This is a genomic window from Acinetobacter sp. BMW17 (assembly GCF_001592855.1).
Lineage (GTDB): Bacteria > Pseudomonadota > Gammaproteobacteria > Pseudomonadales > Moraxellaceae > Acinetobacter > Acinetobacter johnsonii.
In genome coordinates, this window is record NZ_LSOD01000028.1 from 23,058 (window position 1) to 44,542 (window position 21,485).

The window sequence follows — 21,485 nt, forward strand, 5'->3', positions numbered from 1 at the left end:
AACAGCAAAAGTTGTCAGCGGTTTTTTTGACGGTTTTATTTATTGATTACTCACGACTCCAATTTTTTTCACATCAAGGCGTTGCGCTGCGGCCATGACCATCGCAATGTATTTATATTCCGTTGCACGGTCAGCTTTGAGTTTAATTTGGTCTTGATCTGCTTTTTGAGCAACGGTTTGAAACAAGGCTTCGAGCGCTTGTTTGGACTCCACAGCGTGTTCATTCCAAAACATTTTGCCTTGAGCATCTAGGCGTAATTCCACGATTTCAGGTGGTTTTTCCTGAACTGGTGGTGGTGTGCCATTCGGGAGGTTGATATTAATGGCGTTGTTTGGCAATGGAATCGTGATAATGAACATAATCAGTAATACCAACATGACATCAATCAAAGGCGTCATGTTGACATCAAGCATCACATCTTCATCATCTTGGTTGGAACCAACATTCATACCCATAGCTGAATCCTTTTTTGATTAAGGTGAAGAGGGCGGTGTGGTGACAAAGGCAATTTTGCCAATGCCCGCTTGCTGCGTAGTGGTAATGACTTGGTCAATCGCATCGTATGGCGTAAGTTGGTCACCACGAATGTGGACATCGGGCTGAGGTCTCTTTTGTGCCTCTGTCTGTAACCGAGTGAGTAATGTTGCTTTATCGGCAATGTAACTTTCATTCCAGAAAATATCGCCATTTTTATTGACTGCGAGTTGAATATTTTCAGGTTTAGTTTCATAAGGTACATTCTTTTCTTCAGGCAAATTGACTGGCACGGTATGAATCGCAACAGGCACTGTAATGAGGAAAATAATCAGTAAAACCAACATAATATCAACCAATGGTGTGGTATTAATGGTTCCGATTACATCATCATCGCTGTCATTTGAATTTACCGTCATTCCCATGGCTGATTCCTCATGTTCTTATTTCATGTCACGGTTAACAGGATTGTTGGTGCTGATTTCACCACTTAACAACACAGCATGCAGGTCTGAACCGAAGGTACGAACTTCTTCCATCACGGCTTTATTCCGGCGGGTTAACCAGTTGTAACCAAGCACTGCTGGAACAGCCACGGCTAAACCAATTGCAGTCATAATTAGGGCTTCACCCACAGGGCCTGCGACTTTATCAATAGATGCTTGACCCGATACTCCAATTGCCGTTAACGCATGATAAATGCCCCAAACGGTACCGAATAAACCCACGAAAGGTGCGGTTGAACCTACAGTTGCTAGAAAAGCCAGCCCACCACTTAAATGGCTGTGAATTTTGTCGATAGCGCGTTGAATCGAGATAGTGACCCACGTATTAAAGTCGATACGCTCTAATAATGTTCCACCATGGTTTTTTGTGGATTTAATGCCTTTTTCAGCAATAAAGCGATACACACTGGCATCATCTAAACCTTCAGTTGCACTATCGAGAGAGGTTGCTTCCCAAAAGTTTTTATCAGCATGTTGGCCTTGTTTACGAATTTTGCCTTGCTGTAAACACTTGGTGATGATGATGTACCATGTCCCAATCGACATAATCACCAAAATAAACAGCGTCACTTTAGACACCAGATCACCTTCTTTCCACATTGCTTCTAAGCCATAAGGGTTATGTACTTTTTCTGAAGCAGAAGGTGCTTTCTCAGCTAAGGGTGGGGGAACAGGTGTTGTTGCTTTTTCAGTCGTGGTGACTGGTGTAGTTAGTGCTGTAGTGGGCGCAGCTGTTTCCTCTGCGAAAACAGCTTGTAGAGGAAGTAATGTGCTCATTCCAAGTAGGCTTGCTGCGGTAAAGTTTTTTAATTTTTGCATTGTGTAACTCCTAATGTCGGCTGATCTTTTTCAATTATTCGAGAACAAATTCGTATGGGATGTCGAACCAAGCGCTTTGAGCTACGCCATCTTTCATTGCAGGTTTAAATGTGCACAAGCTATACGCTTTTGTTGCTGCTCGGTCTAAAGTACGGTCACCTGTTGAGCGTTTCACTTTGACTTCTTGCGCCTTACCATTGGTATCGACAAAGACCGAAATCAGTACGGTGCCTGAAATACCACTCATCTCTGCTTCGCGTGGATAGCTTGGTGCTTTACATCCAGCTTCACCTTCCGATACTCCACGTGTAACACCTGTGGGTTTGGGTGCCGGTGATGGAGCAGCGGCAGTCGGTGTTGGGGTTGGAGATGGGCTTGGAGAAGGCGATGATGCAACTGGCGTCGGCGTGCTTATCGTCGGTTTAGTGACGGGTGTAGCAACTGTTTTTTGCACTGGGACTACTTTTTCTACAGGTTTGGGGTCAGGTTGCTGCGCTACTTTTTCCACCATTTTTGGTGGCTCTGGTGGAACTTCTTTAGGTGGTTCAGGCTCAGGTGGCTTGATATCTTGCAGAATGACCAACTCCACAGGTTCGGTTGAGGGTTTAACAATATCTTTTGCCAAACCTGCCATTAGCACTAAGCCAACAAGAACATGTAAGAAAATCACAACGCCAATACCTGTGAGTTTTTTGGCGGAGTTTTTTTCTAAATCTTCAAATGTAGTGCCCATAATTACTCCTAAAATTTAAGCCAAATCTACTTTTTAAAAGCATTGGATTGCACTTGGGAAAATCCATATATATCTGGTTAAAGTTGAGCATGTATAAACATCACCACAGATTGAATACTTCAATCTGTGGCTCAGATCCGCTTAGAACGTATATGTACCTCTTACGTAGAAAGTACGTCCTGTTGGGTCGCTGTAACGTGGGTCATAGCCGTATTGGAAGTTATCGAGAACATTCGATGCAGCAGGTTCTTCATCAAATAGGTTTTTGATGCCACCCGTTAGGGTTAAGTTTTTGAAACCTTTATAGGTGCCTGCAATGTTGTAGAGGGTATAGTCGGGGACTTTGTGGTTATCAAAGCCTTCTTCACCTGTTGCATTTTGGTCGTGATAACCTCGGAAAAATTGCTGTTCAAAGACCAATTTCCAGTCTTCGTAGCTCCAGTTGATGTTTGCGGTATGTTTCCAACGCAGTACAGCAGGGTCATCATAAACGCCCACTAAGCCCTCCCAGTCTCCATCTTTTTCTTCTTGGTAGTCATTTTTGATGACATAAGTTCCATTAATTCCAAAGCCAAACCGACCTGTTGATGTCATAGGAGTGAGGTAATCTAAGCTAATGTCGATCCCTTCGGTTTTGATGCCACCTGTATTCATTAAAGTGGTATTGATGTATTGGATACGGCCATCTGCATCTCGCACAAAGCGATCTGCATATTTGGTTGGATCTTCGAAAATGGAAGTTTCACCCGTTAAGCCAATAAGATTTTCGATTTCGATATTGTAGTAATCGACTGCTAAGACTAGGTTTTTAAGGGGCTCAAAAACAAAGCCTGCTGTAAATGTGGTTGATTCTTCGGGTTGAAGCTCAGAGTTACCACCTTGCATACGCTTAAACTGGGTATTACATTCTGTTTGATATTGCGGTGAAGTTGCTACGCCACCTGGACAGAGCACAGGGTCATCGTATTTTGCCCCAGTGTAAGTTTGGCTTTGCGGCGCATTAATTTCATATAAGCTTGGAGCACGGAAACCTGTGCTGTAAGTACTTCGGAACATTAATTGCTTTAAAGGTTCCCAGCGTAAACCTACTTTCGGGTTGAAGGTGTCGCCAAAGTCACTGTAGTCATCATAACGTGCTGCAAGTTGCGCTTCTAAAGTGGAGGTAATTGGAATTTGTAACTCTGAGAAAACGGCTGTAATGTCACGGTCACCCTTACTGATAGGTTTGTCAGGGTCAATGCCACTACCTGGGACAAGTCGAACAAGGTCTGAGTTTACCCTTGCTTCCCAGTCTTGCGTGGTAAAGCTACCGCCGAAGGCAAAACCCACGTCACCCGCAGGAAGGGTGAAAATTGGACGGCTGATCGTAAAGTCAAAGGTGGTGGAGTCTAAGGTCGCATCATTGGTCGTACCGCTGACTTCTAATGAATTCCAAACACTTGAATCCGCTGAAGGACCAAAGGGGTTAATGGTGCCGTTATCTAGCCCTTCTTGCAGTTGACTACGATTTAAATAGCCACTAACGAAACTGTCCTTTGCTTTACCTTTTGCATAGGTCACGCCGCTGTCGATGTTCCAGCCATATGCTTCACCTTCAATCCCTGCAAAAATACGATGTGATTCATTGGTTGTCTTAGAAACACGGTTACCCGCTTGTGAGCGGAGATAGAGTTGTAAAGGATCACCACTTAAACCGGGAACAGCAGGAGTAATACCTTCCCCTGGATAATATTGACTTCCTTTGGGAAGTGTCACAGATCGGCTATAGACATCGGGTGCGATTGAGGTAGTGACTTCATTTTTTGCATATACATATTCAGCAATGGCGTTGAATTGGTCACTGAGTTTGAACGTTGCACGCCCTAGGGCCGATAAGTCTTCTGTTTCTGGTTGAATACCAATCAAGGCTTGAGTGTTTAAAAAACACAGACCATCTTCCGCAACGACATTAGGAGTGTTATTACAGTTGGCATTACCGTAAGGATTGGTTAATACACCACTGGTTGGGTCATAGAAGTTAGCAGGAAAACCATTCGCAGAGCCAGCATCGATCCCTAATTCAGGTAAAAGCCCACCACGACGGCTAACTTTACGGTCTTTGGCCATAATTTCTTTAGACTTTTGGTAGCTGATTGCGCCATATACGTTAAAACCTTGTTCGTCTAAGTCGCCATAGCCACCAAAGATAGAGACATCGTATTCTTCCCCCCCTTTTTCTTCGGGTTTGAGTACACCGCTGCTGATACCGAAACCTTCATATTGTTTTTTTGTGATGAAGTTGATCACCCCAGCAATGGCATCCGCACCATATACCGCGGATGCACCATCTCGAAGGACTTCAATTCGTTCAACCATTGCTAGAGGAATCGTATTGAGGTTGGTTTCAGAGGTACTAAAAGGGCTATAAGCCAAACGACGACCGTTTAATAATACTAAGGTTTTGTCTGGGCCTAGGCCACGCAAGTTAGCTGTTGAACCAGAGGTATTACTTGCCCCCACGTTTTGCGCGGTTGTGTAACCCGCTTGGTTGGCACTGATTTTGGTTAAAGCTTCTTCGGCAGTTGTGACGCCTTGTTGCGCAAGCTCTTCAACTTTAATGACGGTAATGGGTGAAGAACTTTGAGCTGCAACTCCTTTGATAGAGGAGCCAGTGACAGTCACTTTAGCAACTTTTTTAGTTGGTTCTGCTGAGACTGAGCTTTCGGTTTCTTCTGCATGAGCTAAAGACAAACACATCATACTTAAAGTCAGGGTACTTAGTTTAAGTATTGATTTGCTGATGGTTGGGGTCCCCATAGATCGAACAAGTTTGTTTTTTTGCATCGTAAATTCAACCCTTCTTTTTCTATATTTAGCGGTATTGCTGTGCTGAGGGAGTGCAAGGCAAATGCCAACTTTCAGGGATAGACAAAAGACTGTGAATTAAGTTATTGGAAAATATTGTTTTATTTTATTATTTAGATAGATTTGTGTAACTTGTTTTCATTTTTCTAGAATTTAAAAATTTAAAATGGCAAAAAATTACTTATAAATTGATTAAAAAATAATCATAAAATGATTATTCATATAATAAGTGATCAAAAATGAGTCGTGAATTTTTGAATTTTTAATACAAAATCTTATTAGTAATTATACTGAAATATTAATTTTTATCTTTAATAAATAAATACTTGAGATATTTTATTTGGTTTTTTGTATTTCTTTAGATGTTCGAATTTGAATCATTGGTGTATTAAATCTGTGCAATAGTTTATTTAAACTGAATGTTTAAAAATAGCTACTAATTGGCAAAATGTTCCGATGTGAGTTGAGCCTCTCATTTATAACTAATTAATATCCATATATTTTTCTTACAAAATGTTAAATTAGAATGATAAAAAAATAGGCGTGGCATGATATTCGCTTTGTTGCAGAGGTGAATATTTGCCCATGACCGTTTTTTAAATTTTGATAATTAAAATTTAATTTATAAAACATGGGTTTATGTTTTAAGTTTTTGTCAGTGTTGTCTTAAAAATAAAACACTGACATTGAACATGGATGGCATGAGATCACCTTGCTTAAAAAAAAGATGTGTATAGGTATGAACTTGAATTCAAAAAAACTGAAGCTTGCTGCTTTATCCCTTGCGATGGGTTTTGGCTTTTCTGCCTATGCAAAGTCGCCTGCAGATCCAAACAAAGTATTAAATATTGCTTATGAAGCGCCTGATGATGGTTTTGATACGGTTAAAACCTATAATTTTTATAGTGGTAGTATTGCCCAAGCCATTTTTGAACCACTTTTAAAATACGATTATTTGGCGCGCCCCGCTCAATTGGTTCCAAATACAGCAGTGGCGATGCCAAAAATAGAACAAGAGGGCAAAGTCTATATCTTTAAAATTCAGCCCAATATTTATTTTAGCGATGACACTGCCTTCAAAGGCAAGTCGCGAGAGTTGGTGGCGCAGGATTATATTTATTCCATGATGCGGATTATGGATCCGAAAAACCGCTCACCGACCTATTCATTTATTGAAGGCAAAATTGTCGGTGGCGATGCTGCTGTTGCTCAAGCCAAGAAAACAGGCCAGTTTAATTATGATGCCGCGATTCCGGGTTTAAAAGCCCTCGATAAATACACATTACAAATCACATTAACTCGTCCTGACTATAATTTCCCGTATATCTTGGCTTACGCCACATTTAGTGGAACAGCGCGGGAAGTGGTGGAGTTTTATGGGGACCGAATCGCGCAACATCCCGTGGGAACAGGGCCTTATCAACTGAGTAAATATGTACCGCGGAGTCGTATTGAACTGGTGGCCAACCCGAAATATCGTGGTTTTACATGGAGTTTTAAATCTACAGGTTCGAGTTGGGACAACCGTCTGGTCAAGGAGATGCAAGGCAAAAAAATGCCACAAATCGGCAAAGTCAGCGTCAGTATTATTGAAGAAGAACAGTCTCGCTGGCTCGCGTTCAAATCGGGACAACTCGACTTTGACAAACTGACTTCCAATGCGGTACCACAGGCTTTAAATGGCAAACAACTCAAACCTGAACTGGTCAAGCAGGGTATTCAACATTTCCCCAATAAAGATGCTGAAATCACCTATACCATGTTTAATATGCAAGACCCTACAGTGGGTGGTTTTGGGCTTGAAAAAGTTGCATTAAGACGTGCGATTAGTCTGGCCTATAACCAAGCAGAAGCGATTAAACAACTGTATAAAGGGCAGGCGGTGAAGTCGGAGATGTTGGTGCCTGAGGGGGTACAAGGCTTTAATCCGAATTATCGGAGTAGTGTGGCCTATAACCCGCTTTTGGCGAATAAATTACTGGATCATTTCGGTTATAAGAAGGGAGCAGATGGTTACCGCCGACTACCGAATGGTCAGCCTTTAACGCTCAAGTTTATGACTGAAAACAGTTCCAGTTCGGTGATTCAATCTGAACTATGGAAGAAAAATTTAGATGCGATTGGTCTGCGTGCTGACTTTGTGGTGAGTAACTTTGCTGACAATTTAAAAGCAGCGATGCAATGTAAATACATGATTTGGGGTGGGGCTTGGATTGCCGATTATCCTGAAGGGGAAAACTTTGCCCAGCTGCTGTATGGGCCCAATTCGGCTCAGGGCAATCTCAGTTGCTACCAGTCCAAAGCCTATGATGCACTTTATACACAAGCAATGGCACTCCCACCACCTCAGCGTTTGCCATTTTATGAAAAACTCAGTCGTCAAATTGAAGCCGATAATCCATGGATTATTCATAACAGTCGTATTCGAAATTGGTTGTTACATCCACAAGTTCAGGGTTTTAAAGCACATCCGATGATGAACACCAACTGGCAGTATTTGGATATTCAGCCCATAAAAAAATAATTGAGATGTAGAACAAAATGAGAAATCTAAATCAGAAATTGAAACGATGGGGTTTGGGAATTTTGGCAGGCAGCATTCTGCTGAGTAGTTCAGTTTCCAGTTTTGCGCAAAGTCCTGCCGACCCGAAAAAAGTTTTACGTTATGTTTTTCCTGTGGCTGAAACAGGCTTTGACCCTGCGGGTGTGCATGACTTGTACTCGGCGCATGTCAATGGTTCGATTTTTGAAACTTTGTTTACCTATGATTATTTGGCCTCACCTGCGAAATTGGTGCCACGAACAGCTGCGGCTTTACCCGAGGTGAGTGCGGATGGATTGACCTACACCATTCGTCTGCAAAAGGGGATTTATTTTGCTGCTGACCCAGTGTTTAAAGGTAAAAAGCGTGAGCTGACCTCGGCTGATTATGTGTATACCTTTAAACGCTTACTGGATCCGAGTTTGCGTTCACCTAACAGTTGGCTGCTCGATGGGCGAATCTTAGGGATGGACACTTTGCTGAAACAGGCGCAGAAAACGGGAAAATTTAATTACGACCAATCTGTCGCTGGTTTACAAACACCAGACCGTTATACCTTGGTTATTCGCCTGACCAGCCCAGATCAGAACTTTCCAATGCTGCTTGCGCATCAGCCTGCAGGTGCGGTTGCACGGGAAGTCATCGAAAAATATCGTGACAAAGCGGGTTTTGTGATGGGGCATCCAATAGGAACGGGGCCGTATATGCTCAGTCGTTGGACGCCGGGTTCGCGGATTATTTTAAAGGCTAACCCTGATTTCCGAAGTTTTGTTTGGAACTTTAAGGCCAGTACGCCTGAGGACCAAAAGATCGTCAAAGCCATGCAAGGCAAAAAGATGCCGCAAATTGGCGAGATTGATATTCAGGTGATGGAAGAAGGTCAGTCGCGATGGTTGTCCTTTATTAAAGATGAAGTGGATTTGTTTGCCTTAGATGGTGAGCTGACGGTTCAAGCCTTGCAAGATGGAAAACTTAAACCGGAATTGGTTAAGAAAGGTGTACAGCTGTCACGGATCACCGATCCTTCGATTGACTATCATTATTGGAACATGCAAAACCCAATAGTCGGCGGCTTAAGTAAAGATAAAATTGCCTTACGCCGTGCTATGGCGATGGCTTTTTCAGCCGATAATTACATCAATATTTTACAAAAAGGCGATTCGCAAAAACTGCAAGCACCGATTCCAAGTGGTGTGGTGGGCTACGATCCCAATTATCGAAGCAGTATTCCTTACTCAGTCAAAGCGGCAAATTTATTGTTAGATCGTTATCACTATAAAGTAGCTGCGGATGGTTGGCGTACTCAGCCGAATGGCAAACCTTTGGTGATTGAGATGACGCTTTCGGGCAATAATTTACGCAGTCAACAACAGGCTGAGTTTTGGAAGAAAACCTTAGACAGTATCAAAATTAAAATGACCACCAAGTCGATGCCTTTTGCTGAAGCTTTGAAATTAGAAAAACAATGTAAAACCATGTTTAAAGCATCAGCATGGATTGCAGACTACCCAGATGCAGATAACTTTATGCAGCTGTTTTATGGCAAAAACATCAAGATCACCAACAATGGCTGCGTCAAAATTCCTGAATATGACCGCCTATATGAACAAGCACAAAAGATGGCACCAAGCCCAGAGCGCGATGCAATCTACGCCAAAATGTCACGCCTGTTGGAGGTGTATATGCCTGTACAGGTGATTGGCGCGCGTTACCGCAATATCTTGGCACAACCGCGTGTGATTGGTTTTAAAAAGCATCCCATACTGCCCGCAGAGTGGATGTATATCGATATTGATTTGAAGAAATAGAAATTAAACAAAACTGGAGTCATGATGAAAAAGCAACATTTTAAATTCACTGCATTGTGCATGTTGGGCCTAGGGATGAGTCAGATGGCTTTGGCGGAAACAGCACCGCGCCAAACATTACCCAGCTTTCAAGCTAAAGACATCCCTGCAATGTGTAATGCCAAAATTGCGGATGTGAAAAAGCAACTTAAAACGTTTGAAAATAAGCCCCTTAAAAACGAAACGGCAGCAGCGCCTATATTGGCTGAATGGGATCGTATTTTTGCATCATTTGAAGATTTTTACGGCCCGATTGGTTTGTATAGCAATGTTGACCCTGATGAAGCACTGCGTAAAGCGGCTGAAGACTGTGAAATTAAAATTAGCCAATTCCAAACCGATGTGTATCAAAATCCAAAGCTGTATCAACAAATTAAGAAAATAAAAATTGCTGATCCAATTGAAGCCAAGTTCCGTGAAGATATTTTGGAAGGTTTTGAAAAAACAGGGATACAGCTTTCAGCAGATAAACAAGCACGCTTAAAAGAGATTTTTGATGAACTGGCAAAAATTGAACAAGAGTACGCACGTAATGTACGTGATAATCCTGAAAAACTCGAATTTACCCCTGATGAGCTAAAAGGCCTACCACAAAGTTATATCGACGGCTTAAAGAAAAATGATAAAGGCAATTATTTACTCGGTTTTGAGTATCCCGATTATCGTCCGTTTATGGAGTTGGCAGATAACGATGATGCACGTAAGCGTTATCAAATTGCATTTACCCGACGTGGCGGTGAGAAAAATCTAGTGCTGCTGAAGCAAGCCATGGACTTACGTTATGAGTTAGCCAAACTGTTTGGTAAGTCCAGTTATGCCGAGTGGGTATTGCAAAGCCGGATGGCGAAAACGCCTGAAACCGTGAATAAATTCTTGGCAGAGGTACATGCTACCGTAGCACCCCTAGAGAAGAAGGAAGTCCAAACTCTACGTGAGTTTAAAGCGCAAAGTTTAAATATCCCTGTTGAGCAAGCCAGTATTGAGCGTTGGAGCGAAGCATATTGGAGTGAAAAGTTACGCAAAGCCAAGTATCAGGTCGATCAAGAGCAACTACGTCAGTATTTTCCAACGCAAGCCTCTCAAGACTGGCTATTTGCCATTTCTGAAAACCTGTATGGCATCAAATTTAAGCCTGCCAAAGTCGAAGTTTGGCAAGATGAAGTGGAATATTACGATGTGACCGATGCCAAAACAGGGCAACTGCTCGGTGGCTTATATATGGATAAATTTCCACGTAAAGGTAAATATGGACATGCTGCTGTGTGGGGTGTTTATGGCGGGAGTAGCTTAACTGGGCGCAAACCGATTTCAGCACTGGTCACTAACTTTAACCGCAATGGTTTAAATAGTGATGAGTTAGAAACTTTTGTACATGAGTTTGGTCATGCGTTGCATGGCATTTTATCCAACACACGCTTTTCATCTCAGTCAGGAACTTCGGTTGAACGGGACTTTGTTGAAGCGCCGTCACAAATGTATGAAGAATGGGCGCGACGTAAAGAGACTTTGTCAAAGGTGGCAGACTACTGCAAACCTGACTGCCCACGCGTGGATGATGCGTTGATTACTAAACTCAATGCAGTGCATAGTTATGGGCGTGGTTTGCATTATGCTCGTCAGACGTTGTATGCGCAGTATGACATGGCGCTACATGGCAGTGATGCACGAGAGGTTCAGCCCTTAAAGGTTTGGGAAAAAATGGAAGGCGCAACGGCCTTGGGCTATGTTCCAACCACCGAGTTTCCAGGGCAGTTTGGTCACATCATGGGTGGTTATCAAGTGGGGTACTACGGCTATATGTGGTCAGAAGTGATGGCGTTGGACATGCTTTCAGCCTTTGGTGATAACTTAAATAACCCTGAAGTGGGACAGCACTATCGTCAAACGATTTTGTCCCAAGGCGGTCAAAAACCTGCCAAAGCATTGGTCAAAGACTTTTTGGGTCGTGAACCTGATAACAAAGCCTTTTTCGATGAAATTACTGGTCAACGGGTGAAATAAGGGGCATTTTTATGCTGGCATATATTATTCGTCGAATTTGGCAAATGATCCCGACCATGCTTGGGGTGGTGCTGCTGATTTTCTTCTTGTTTAACTGGGTCGGTGGCGACCCTGCCTATATTTTGGCAGGGAAAATGTCGAACCCTGAACAGATTGAAAATATCCGACAGCAGCTTGGGGTCGATCAGCCCTATTATGTGCAACTGTGGATTTTCATCAAACAGATTCTGACTTTTGATTATGGGTTAAGTTGGAGTACAGGAGAGTCAGTATCGCAAATCATCACGACACGACTCGGGCCTTCACTGACTTTGCTCATTCCACTGACGATCTTACAAACCATCATTTCTATTGTGTTGGCTTTGGCGGTAGCAGCGGTACGCGGCAGTTTAACGGATCGTATGGTGATGATGCTGTGTACGATTGGCATGTCGATCAGTATCTTGGTGTATATCATTGTTTTTCAGTATGTCTTTGCCTATCAGCTGAGCTGGTTTCCAGTCCAAGGCTGGAGTGATAGCTTTAGCGAAAACCTGTTTAAGTATGCTTTATTACCTATTCTGATCATGTTGGTGGTCAGTATTGCCCCGACTTTACGGTTGTATCGTAGTTTTGTTTTGGATGAAGTCAATCAAGACTATGTTCGTACTGCACGTGCCAAAGGAATTGGCGAACGGCGCATTTTAGGTGTGCATGTGCTACGCAATGCCTCGATTCCAATTATTACAGACGTGATGGCAAGTTTGCCTGCTTTGCTGATTGGTGCATTTTTGATTGAGCGTTTCTTTGGTATTCCGGGCATTGGTCGTGAAGTGATTATTGCGGTAGAGCGTAGTGATTTTCCTGTGATTAAAGCCATTACTGTGTACGTTGCTCTCGCAACGATGTTTTTCAACTTGATTGCCGATTTGATTTATAAATGGGTCGATCCACGTGTACAGTTGAAGTAGGTGAATTATGCTCAGTGTTCTCACTAAAAGAAAACCAGATACTGCTGAACCTACAACAGCATCTACAGGGCTATGGCAACTCGCCATGCGCCGTTTAAAGCGCGATCGAATCGCCATGTTTTCCCTCCTAATCGTACTGTTTTATTTGGTGCTGTTAATTTTGTCATCCACAGGATTGATTGCAAAAGACTGGAATAAAGAAGTCGCGGTGAGTTATGCACCGCCTACGTTTATCGGTGCAGCAGCGATACCTGCTACGCAAAGTGAAACACAAAAAGTCGAAGCGGCTGTGCCTGAAAACCCTGTCGATCCTTTAAAAGATGTGATTCGTGAGCTCAACGCAGAAATTGCTGCTGAACAGGGTGTAGGTGGTGCTATTGATTACTATGGGGTTGTTGATCCTTTAGCTGAAGACATGAAAGCGATTGACCAAGCGCTGGATGGTCATTTACTAGATCAGCAAGCGGAACTCAAGCAAAGCCTGATTTTAGGTGCCGACAAATGGGGACAAAGTGTTTTACTGAAAACCATTAAAGGCGCAGAAACATCAATTATTGTGGGCTTAGTCGCAGCTTTTCTTGCTGTCGTGATTGGTACCGTTCTAGGTGCAATTTCGGGCTACTTTGGTGGCTGGGTCGATGATGTCTTGAACTGGTTTTATAACATTTTTACTTCGATTCCTTATCTGCTCTTGGTTTTAGCGATTGCTGCAGTACTACAACAAAAAGGCGTCTTATCCATTGTTTTGATTTTGGGTTTAACGGGGTGGACGGGAGTATATCGTTTAATTCGTGCCGAATATATGAAGCATACTTCGCGGGAATATGTGCTGGCGGCAAAAGCGATTGGAGTGAGTCATAGCCGACGTATCTTTGTGCATATATTTCCCAATGTCAGTCATATTGCACTGGTTCAAATGTCAATTTTAGTGGTGGCCTTTATTAAGTCAGAAGTGATTTTGAGCTTCCTAGGTTTTGGTGTCCCTGTCGGTGTGGTGTCATGGGGCAGCATGTTGAATGAGGCGCAAAGTGAATTGATTTTAGGCAAGTGGTGGCAGTTAGCGGCTGCATCTGTGGCGATGGCTGTTCTGGTCACTGCATTTTCAATGTTTACCGATGCACTGCGAGATGCATTAGACCCGAAACTGAAATAGGAGCATGAGAATGTCTGAACTCAATCATATGACAGCGCCAGCCTTACTTCAGGTGGAAAACTTGCGTGTCAGCTTTAAAAATGAAGAAAAGCAGTACATTGAAACGGTCAAAGGCATCAGTTTTAGTATTCCAGTGAATACAACTGTGGCCTTGGTTGGGGAGTCTGGCAGTGGTAAATCGGTCACATCGCTAGCGACCATGGGACTATTGCCTCCTGAAAGTAGTCAAATTGCTTTGGACAGTAAAATTCTGTTTGAGGGGAAAAACCTACTCGACTTACCTCGCCGTGAAATGCGGAAAAAGTGCGGCAAAGATATTGCCATGATTTTTCAAGAGCCGATGTCATCACTGAATCCTGTGTTTACGGTAGGTTCACAAATTGCAGAAATTTTGCAGTTACATTTGGGTATGAGTCGTAAGCAGGCGCGTGCACGTGCTTTGGAACTCTTGGTAGAAGTTGGGATTCCATCTCCTGAAACCAAAATTGATGCTTATCCGGGGCAGTTGTCGGGTGGGCAGCAGCAGCGCGTCATGATTGCCATGGCGATTGCGTGTAAACCCAAACTCTTGATCGCGGATGAACCGACAACAGCACTGGATGTCACTATTCAAAAGCAAATTTTAGATTTGCTGGAGTCATTGCGGAAGAAGCACCAAATGTCGATGCTGTTTATTACCCATGATTTGGCTTTAGTCGGGGAAATTGCCGATCAGGTAATTGTGATGCGGCATGGTCAAATTCGTGAACAAGGCTGGGTTAAAGATGTGCTTGAACGCCCTCAAGATGTCTATACCAAAGCATTGTTGCACTGCCGTCCGCAACTATCTAAACGTCCCATGCGTTTGCCCATGATCAGTGATTTCATGCAGCAAAAGGGTGATGACTATATTGAGACGCATACTATCGATGTCGAGTCACTTCAACAAAGATCTCGCGGTTTAACTGGCCAAGAAGCGGTTATTTTAGATGTGCGTGACCTTAAAAAGTCATTTTATAGTCGTAAAGGACTATTCGGAAAAGAGGAATTTCAAGCGGTCAAAGGCGTGAGTTTTCAACTGGCAAAAGGCAAGACTTTGGGCTTGGTGGGTGAGTCTGGTTCGGGGAAAACGACCATCGGATTATTGCTGATGCGCTTACAGGCGGCGACAGGAGGAAAAGCGCTGTTTGAAGGTCAAGATATTTTGGCCATGTCAGAAAAAGAGTTTGCTCGGTATCAACGCAAGATTCAAATCATTTTCCAAAATCCCTATGCATCACTCAATCCTCGTTTTACTGTCGGGCAGATTTTAATGGAGCCGATGCAAGTGCATCGTATCGGGGCGGATGATACTGAACGCAAACAGATGGCTTTGGACTTGTTGGAACGCGTGAGCTTACCTGCACAGGCTTTTTATCGTTATCCACATGAGTTTTCAGGCGGACAGCGTCAACGTATTGCTATTGCCCGCTGTCTAACTTTAAAACCTGAGGTTTTGATTTGTGATGAGTCGGTATCAGCATTGGATGTTTCGGTACAAGCCCAAGTACTGAATTTGCTACAAGATTTACAGGATGAATTTGGACTGAGTTATATCTTTATTTCACATGATTTATCAGTGGTGAAATATATTTCAGATCAAATCATGGTGATGAACCATGGTGATTTGGTGGAAATAGCCAATTCAGATGATTTGTACCAGTCACCGCAGCACGAATATACCAAACGCTTACTCAGTGCTATTCCACAAAGTGTGTCATGAATGGGTGGTGGCTGTTGGCGGGAGAATAAAAACGCTCAATAGGTTGGGCGTTTTTTATGAGGAGCTTGCAGCTTGTTCGTGTTACAGAATAGAAAGTGATTATTGCAGCGTAAACACATATAAAAAGAGCCACTCGAAAGTGGCTCAAATTTTGACTTTAAAAATTAAAACTTTTTAAAGCCTTTATTTCCAAAAGGTTTACGTGGCGCATTTTCATCACGCGTGTCGCGTTGACCATAAGTGCCTTTGTTGCCAAAGTTCTCTGGACGGCTGTCACGTTGTGCATAGCCTGAGTTTTGGCGTGGTTCACGTTGACCATAACCAGTTTGTGCATTGTCCTGACGACGTTGGCTATGTCCATTTGGATTTTCACGGCGTTCACGATTGAAAGCTGGCTTCGCTTGTTGTTGGCCTTCATCTTCATTGTCACGGCGCTGTTGGCGTAAGAAACCACCACGACGCGCAGCCATTGGTTTTTCTTGCATACGTTCAGTACGACGTTTTGCCATGCCGTATAAACCAGTGCCTTGGCGCGGCTTTAGCTCAACCGCTTTGGTTAAGTTGTCGATGTCGTTTTTGTCCAACTCCATCCAACGACCCGTACGTAGTTCGCGTGGTAAAATAACCGTGCCATAACGTGTACGGAGTAGACGGCTGACTTTTAAACCTTGCGATTCAAAAATACGACGTACTTCGCGGTTACGGCCTTCTTTTACCACCACTTGATACCAGCGGTTAATCCCTTCACCGCCAATTTCAGAGAATGACTCAAACTTCGCTGGGCCATCATCTAACACCACACCTTTGAGCATGTTGTTCTTAATTTGAGGCGTCACTTCACCCATAACACGTACAGCATACTCACGTTCAACTTCATTTGATGGGTGCATCAAGCGATTCGCGAGTTCGCCATCATTTGTGAACAACAGTAGACCTGTTGAGTTAATATCCAGACGTCCTACCATCACCCAGCGATCATTCGCGATTGCAGGTAATTGATCGAATACCGTTGGACGTGACTCAGGGTCGTTACGTGAACAAATTTCGCCTTCTGGTTTATAGTAAATCAGAACACGACGACGAATTTCATCTTCAATTTGGAACGATACTTTACGACCATCGATGCGAAGCTCATCACCTGGTTCAATACGTTCGCCTACTTGGGCAACTTGGCCGTTGACACTCACACGACCAGCGGCAATGACTTCTTCCATATAACGGCGAGAACCCAAACCAACTCGTGCGAGTACCTTTTGCAACTTTTCACTCATGACAGCATAACCTTAGAAATTATCATCAACAGTTCACCTATTTACGACTTCGGTGCATTCGCATCGAGCGCCATAAAAGCTTCCTTGGCATCCTGCAGGGGAGGCAACTGACCTAAAGAATTTAGGCCAAATGCATTTAAAAATTGGGGCGTCGTAACTAACAACGCAGGTCTTCCTGGGAGTTCACGAAAACCAGATTCTTTAATCCAGTTCCAATCAAATAACGTGCGTAACAGTTGACTGTTATTTGAGACTCCTCGAATTTGTTCTATATCTGCTCGAGTGACGGGTTGATGATAAGCAACCACGGCCAACATTTCGAGTAGCGATGGCGAGAGACGAGTTGGTCGCTCTGGCCACGTTTGTGCAACCATTTGACGGTATTTTGCTCGAACCTGAAAACGAAAACCTTGAGCAGTTTCAATCAGTTCAATCGAACGACCATGCTGTAGCATGGCAAGTTGTTGTAAAAACTGGCGTAAATCTTGTTTGCTATATTGATTTTGGAACGATTCTTTCAATCGTGCAAGTGAAACAGGTGCATCACTGGCAAAAATAATCGCTTCTAATTGCATCAACACTTCATGCAAGTTGTCTTCATTCGTTACAGGAGCGGTTTGTTCTAACATTATTTTTTGACTCCTTGTATCGAAAGCGGTGCTTCAACACCTGAACTCACAATTTGAATACGTTGCTGACGGGTTAACTCTAAAATGGCCATAAACGTCACAACCATGCCCATGCGACCTTGGATGGGGCGCAGCAAAGATTCAAAAACTAAAACTTCACCTGAAGCGACTTTACTTTCAATAAAAGCCATACGTTCTTCAAGTAAAACGGGTTCTTGTGCAATTTGATGGGTGATCGGCTCAGGTCGGTTAAACACGCAGAACAGTGCATCACGCAGCTGTTGCACATCATGACCGTCATTATTGTCTAGAGTTTGGCCTAAGCTGACATTGGTTGAGAAGGTGTCTCGCTCTAATATAGGCATTTGCCCCAAGCGTTCAGCCGCTTGTTTAATACGGAGATAAGTTTCTAAACGGTCAATCAGCTCTTGTTTTGGATCTTTTTCAATTTGGATTGTATTGGGTGCTTTTGGCAACAGCAAACGTGACTTTAAATCAGCTAAGAGTGCGGCCATCACCATATAGTCTGCTGTCAGCTCAATGTTCAGCGACTTCATGGCATCCATATAAGACAGGTATTGCGCTGCAATCGGGGCAATATCTAACTGTAATAAGTCAAAGCCGTTTTTTTGAATCAGGTAAATCAGAAAGTCGAGTGGTCCTTCAAAATGCTCTAAAAGAATTTCAAATGCAGCGGGAGGAATATATAAATCCTCGGGGATGGAGTCATGCCACTCATCCATAACACGGATTTGTGGAAGATCTTCCATGGCATTATGGACGGATTGATTCATTACAGTTATTGGCCACGCGAATTTTCAAAGGCATGATTATGTTTTTTCGAATCAGTACTTAGGAGAAAAAGTAGAGGTGATTTAAAAAATACATAATTTTAATAGGGCTTAGTGTAAAACAAATTGCGGTGTGAATACATGATTTCACCGACCAAATAACAAAAAAAGCTGTAAATAAATATAGAGTATTTATTTGTGTGATGCTTTTTATCCACTGATGTCGTAGCTAAATTTGCAGAAATGGGGTGGGTTTGAGAGAACTTGGCACACTTAGGGCATAGTCCTGTAGTTTGCAAAATAATCGATTTACTGCAGATAGGTAGATGGGCGATACAGATTTATTGAGATTAGAATAGTGAGGGCAACGCTTTTATTTGATAGATGGTTTGAATGAGTGAAGAGAGTAGCTGAAGCTCAAGTAAATAGGTCAGTTGACGCCAAGGAAAAGATTCATTCACGATTTACTCAGGTGCTTGTAGCGCAAATTCAATGATGCGCTGACAGCTATCTTGTAGGCAGAGATTTTTGGGTTCAAGATATTTAAAGTATTGTTGGATGGTCGCGATCGAGAGAAAATAGCTGTACAGATTGTCTTTCTGCATATTGCAGTTGATTGAGCTATGGCGTTGCACCAAGGTCTCGGACTCAAGCGTCCAAGGACGCTGCACATATAAATTATGTTGCTCGGGAAATTGATCCAGATTGAGCAAAACCATAAACAGCGTCATGTTGATCTCTTGAGAATGTGAGATTCAGTTTCACTAGCGAATAAATGTAGCGCATCATTCAAATGCGCTGACATCGCCAAGCCCACGGCGGATCACTTCAGGGTGATCACCTGATAAGTCGACAATACTGGTGGTGCTCAAGGTGCCCAGCCCGCTGTCGATAAACACATCAATTCGTTTTGATAGTTGCATTTCAATATCATAGGGATCATCCAGCGGTTCTTCCTGATTCGGCAGGATTAAGGTACTGGTCAGTAGCGGCTCGCCTAACTCTTTAAGTAACATTTGGCACACTGGGTTACTTGGAATACGTAAACCAATGGTTTTTTTCTTCGGATGCATCAAGCGTTTAGGTACTTCACTGGTTGCAGGCAAAATGAAGGTGGTCACGGCTGGTGTATTGTTTTTCAGTAAACGATACATAGCATTGTCCACTTTGGCATAAGTGGCAATATCGGACAGATCTGCACAAATGATGGCATATTGATGTTTGGCCCCAAGGCCGCGAATTTGAGCAATCCGCTCCATGGCATTTTTATTCCCAATCTGGCAGCCAATGGCATAAGCGGCATCGGTCGGATACACCACCACATCGCCTGCGCGAATCCGTTCTACTGCTTGGCTGATTGAGCGTGCTTGAGGGTTATCAGGATGGACTCTTAAATGAAGCATCGTTTTTATCTCCTGATGGTTTTTTCAACATTATCGCGCTTTATCTCAGTGATGTTCAATGACCAAAATGTGAATCGTGCTAAATTTAGTCGAGCATTTCTCTTTGAAATTCATTGCTCTGTAATGTTTTGCCAGCACGGGTACATAGGCAAATGCAGTCAATGAAGTGTTTCGCATCGCGCGGTAATTGGGCTTGGCCTGAAAAATAAGCCTGAACTTGAGCGAAAACATGGTCTTTGAAGCGGTTGCCGTCACCACCTTCACCAGTCAGATTGTCTAAGGAAACACGGAACTTCCGACCAAAAGCTGTGGCAAATAACCATTCAATGGCTTGCGGCTTAATTTCAACCTGTTCAAATAAAGCTTGTTGCTCAGCCGTACGACCATCGGGTGCATACCAGTAGCCTAAGTCGGGGAGTAGACGGCGTTGGTCTCCTGCAATGCTCCAATGGCTGATTTCATGCAATGCACTATTAAAAAAACCATGGGCAAATTGGATACGCGCAGGGGTGCTGTCTATCGCGGGAAAATATTCAGGTTCAAAGTCACCTTTAACCAAGTTGACATTCAGGTGGGAAAACCAACGATTAAAGTGTAAGATGAGCCAATCAACTTGTTCTGCTTCTGTACACAAATTCTCCCACGTCGAGAGTTGCACTTGGCGGTTTGAAATGTCAGAATCGACAGTTGAAATTGTGCTCACAAGTGATGAAATACTCACTTCTGTTTGCGGCTGCAACAGATGCATGACTTAAGTTACCCAAATGGTCTGTCTAAATAAGTACAAAATTGTATCTTAATCTTTGACAGAGTACTGATGAATTTGTAGAATTGCCGCCTTAATTATGTCAGCAAATACCTTTCCGGCACAGATTGAGCCGTTTAAATGGGCCGAACAAGGCTTTACATGGTCAGGAACACTGCCATTGTCTCGCTTTGCTCGTATAGCCCGTGAAGCTGTTGGATCAATTGATGATCAATTGATTAACATAGACTGTAAGCTATCAATGGATGCGTATCATCGTATTGTATGGCTAGATGGTCACGTTGAAACGAATGTTCCAATGGAATGCCAGCGCTGTTTAGGCACGGTAAACATTGAACTCGTTTCAGATTTTCATCTAGCTCTAGTGGATGATGAGTCACTGATAGAGCGCTTGGATGAGGATGCTGATTTCATCGTCTTAGGTGAAAGTGAAGCAACGACGAAAGGTAGCTATGATGCGCCTGCGACGGCTGATTTACTGTCTCTGATAGAAGATGAATTGTTATTGTTGATGCCTTTGTCTGCTAAGCATGACGCTTGTGAACATAAGCACCAACCTGCCGTTGAAGAACTTGTTGAAGAAAAGCGGGATAATCCGTTTGATGTTTTGGCAAGTTTGAAGGGTAAACTTAACTAATTTTTGTGTTATACTCTTCCGTATAAGACAACTGAATTTGTTCTGATCCATATTTTTCGATTTGTAAGGAGCCATCATGGCCGTTCAGCAAAACCGTAAAAGTCGCTCTCGCCGTGACATGCGCCGTTCACATGACGCTTTAACCGAGAATGCATTAACTGTAGACCAAGCTACTGGCGAGACTCACCGTCGTCACCATGTATCTAAAGATGGTATCTACCGTGGTCGTCAATTATTCGCTAAAGCATCTGCTGAATAATTGTCGAAGCATTAAGCTTAAAGCTTAGTCGAAAAAAGGGGAGCGTAAAGCTCCCTTTTTTTGTTGTCGAATTTTTATCGCTGCTGTTTTTGTTGTATTTGGCAATTACATCGACCTA

General features: G+C 43.1%; 18 protein-coding genes and 1 pseudogene. 8 read left to right on the top strand and 11 right to left on the bottom strand.

The annotated features are described in order from the left end of the window. Positions 1 to 39: 39 nt before the first annotated feature. The 5 genes from AXW61_RS08800 to AXW61_RS08820 all read right to left on the bottom strand — a co-directional run bounded on the left by AXW61_RS08800 (position 40) and on the right by AXW61_RS08820 (position 5,356). The gene (locus AXW61_RS08800) at positions 40 to 456 is read right to left on the bottom strand and encodes a biopolymer transporter ExbD (protein ID WP_062034043.1); all 417 of its coding nucleotides are present in this window, start codon (positions 454 to 456) and stop codon (positions 40 to 42) included. Positions 457 to 474: 18 nt separating this feature from the next. Then, complete coding sequence (locus AXW61_RS08805) at positions 475 to 900, bottom strand: biopolymer transporter ExbD (RefSeq protein ID WP_062034044.1); 426 nt, start codon at positions 898 to 900, stop codon at positions 475 to 477. An 18-nt stretch (positions 901 to 918) separates the two neighbouring features. Further along, entirely contained in the window at positions 919 to 1,800 is an 882-nt protein-coding gene (locus tag AXW61_RS08810; RefSeq protein ID WP_062034045.1) for a MotA/TolQ/ExbB proton channel family protein, read from the bottom strand. A 34-nt stretch (positions 1,801 to 1,834) separates the two neighbouring features. Beyond that, positions 1,835 to 2,533 (bottom strand): energy transducer TonB, encoded by a 699-nt coding sequence (locus AXW61_RS08815; RefSeq protein ID WP_004695319.1) that lies wholly within the window; start codon positions 2,531 to 2,533, stop codon positions 1,835 to 1,837. A gap of 141 nt (positions 2,534 to 2,674) precedes the next feature. Then, on the bottom strand, positions 2,675 to 5,356 hold the full coding sequence (locus tag AXW61_RS08820) for a TonB-dependent receptor (protein WP_062034046.1): 2,682 nt from the start codon (positions 5,354 to 5,356) through the stop codon (positions 2,675 to 2,677). Between the two features lie 754 nt (positions 5,357 to 6,110). Between AXW61_RS08820 and AXW61_RS08825 the strand changes: the two genes are divergently transcribed. Genes AXW61_RS08825 through AXW61_RS08850 form a run of 6 tightly spaced genes read left to right on the top strand, consistent with a single transcriptional unit; the run spans position 6,111 to position 15,611 of the window. Beyond that, positions 6,111 to 7,901, top strand: a complete 1,791-nt coding sequence (locus AXW61_RS08825) for an ABC transporter substrate-binding protein (RefSeq protein WP_171254062.1) — start codon at positions 6,111 to 6,113, stop codon at positions 7,899 to 7,901. Positions 7,902 to 7,918: 17 nt separating this feature from the next. Next, positions 7,919 to 9,727: an ABC transporter substrate-binding protein gene (locus AXW61_RS08830; protein ID WP_062034048.1), complete on the top strand. Its 1,809-nt coding sequence runs from the start codon at positions 7,919 to 7,921 to the stop codon at positions 9,725 to 9,727. Between the two features lie 24 nt (positions 9,728 to 9,751). Further along, entirely contained in the window at positions 9,752 to 11,767 is a 2,016-nt protein-coding gene (locus AXW61_RS08835) for a M3 family metallopeptidase (protein ID WP_062034049.1), read from the top strand. A gap of 11 nt (positions 11,768 to 11,778) precedes the next feature. Continuing rightward, positions 11,779 to 12,717, top strand: coding sequence for an ABC transporter permease (locus AXW61_RS08840; protein WP_004695335.1), 939 nt, complete (start codon positions 11,779 to 11,781; stop codon positions 12,715 to 12,717). Between the two features lie 7 nt (positions 12,718 to 12,724). Further along, entirely contained in the window at positions 12,725 to 13,870 is a 1,146-nt protein-coding gene (locus AXW61_RS08845) for an ABC transporter permease (RefSeq protein ID WP_062034050.1), read from the top strand. A gap of 10 nt (positions 13,871 to 13,880) precedes the next feature. Then, positions 13,881 to 15,611, top strand: a complete 1,731-nt coding sequence (locus AXW61_RS08850; protein ID WP_062034051.1) for an ABC transporter ATP-binding protein — start codon at positions 13,881 to 13,883, stop codon at positions 15,609 to 15,611. Between the two features lie 419 nt (positions 15,612 to 16,030). Here the strand turns inward: AXW61_RS08850 and rluB are convergent. The 6 genes and pseudogenes from rluB to AXW61_RS08880 all read right to left on the bottom strand — a co-directional run. Beyond that, positions 16,031 to 16,882, bottom strand: a pseudogene (rluB, locus tag AXW61_RS08855) (23S rRNA pseudouridine(2605) synthase RluB); the annotation flags it as partial. 41 nt (positions 16,883 to 16,923) lie between these two features. Beyond that, positions 16,924 to 17,511, bottom strand: coding sequence for an SMC-Scp complex subunit ScpB (gene scpB, locus AXW61_RS08860; RefSeq protein WP_062034052.1), 588 nt, complete (start codon positions 17,509 to 17,511; stop codon positions 16,924 to 16,926). Next, entirely contained in the window at positions 17,511 to 18,305 is a 795-nt protein-coding gene (locus AXW61_RS08865) for a segregation/condensation protein A (protein ID WP_062034053.1), read from the bottom strand. Before AXW61_RS08865 ends, scpB begins: the two co-directional genes overlap by 1 nt. A gap of 461 nt (positions 18,306 to 18,766) precedes the next feature. Then, positions 18,767 to 19,033, bottom strand: coding sequence for a hypothetical protein (locus tag AXW61_RS08870; protein ID WP_062034054.1), 267 nt, complete (start codon positions 19,031 to 19,033; stop codon positions 18,767 to 18,769). 54 nt (positions 19,034 to 19,087) lie between these two features. Then, the gene (locus AXW61_RS08875) at positions 19,088 to 19,705 is read right to left on the bottom strand and encodes an L-threonylcarbamoyladenylate synthase (RefSeq protein ID WP_004695345.1); all 618 of its coding nucleotides are present in this window, start codon (positions 19,703 to 19,705) and stop codon (positions 19,088 to 19,090) included. 85 nt (positions 19,706 to 19,790) lie between these two features. Beyond that, entirely contained in the window at positions 19,791 to 20,453 is a 663-nt protein-coding gene (locus AXW61_RS08880; protein WP_062034055.1) for an elongation factor P hydroxylase, read from the bottom strand. Positions 20,454 to 20,550: 97 nt separating this feature from the next. On the opposite strand from AXW61_RS08880, the gene AXW61_RS08885 reads away from it, so the two are divergent. Together AXW61_RS08885 and rpmF are read left to right on the top strand one after the other, a co-directional pair. Further along, the gene (locus tag AXW61_RS08885; protein ID WP_004982945.1) at positions 20,551 to 21,108 is read left to right on the top strand and encodes a YceD family protein; all 558 of its coding nucleotides are present in this window, start codon (positions 20,551 to 20,553) and stop codon (positions 21,106 to 21,108) included. A 76-nt stretch (positions 21,109 to 21,184) separates the two neighbouring features. Beyond that, positions 21,185 to 21,367 carry a 50S ribosomal protein L32 gene (gene rpmF / locus AXW61_RS08890; RefSeq protein WP_004279227.1) on the top strand — a complete coding sequence of 61 codons (183 nt, stop codon included), beginning with the start codon at positions 21,185 to 21,187 and terminating at the stop codon, positions 21,365 to 21,367. The last annotated feature ends 118 nt before the right edge of the window (positions 21,368 to 21,485 follow it).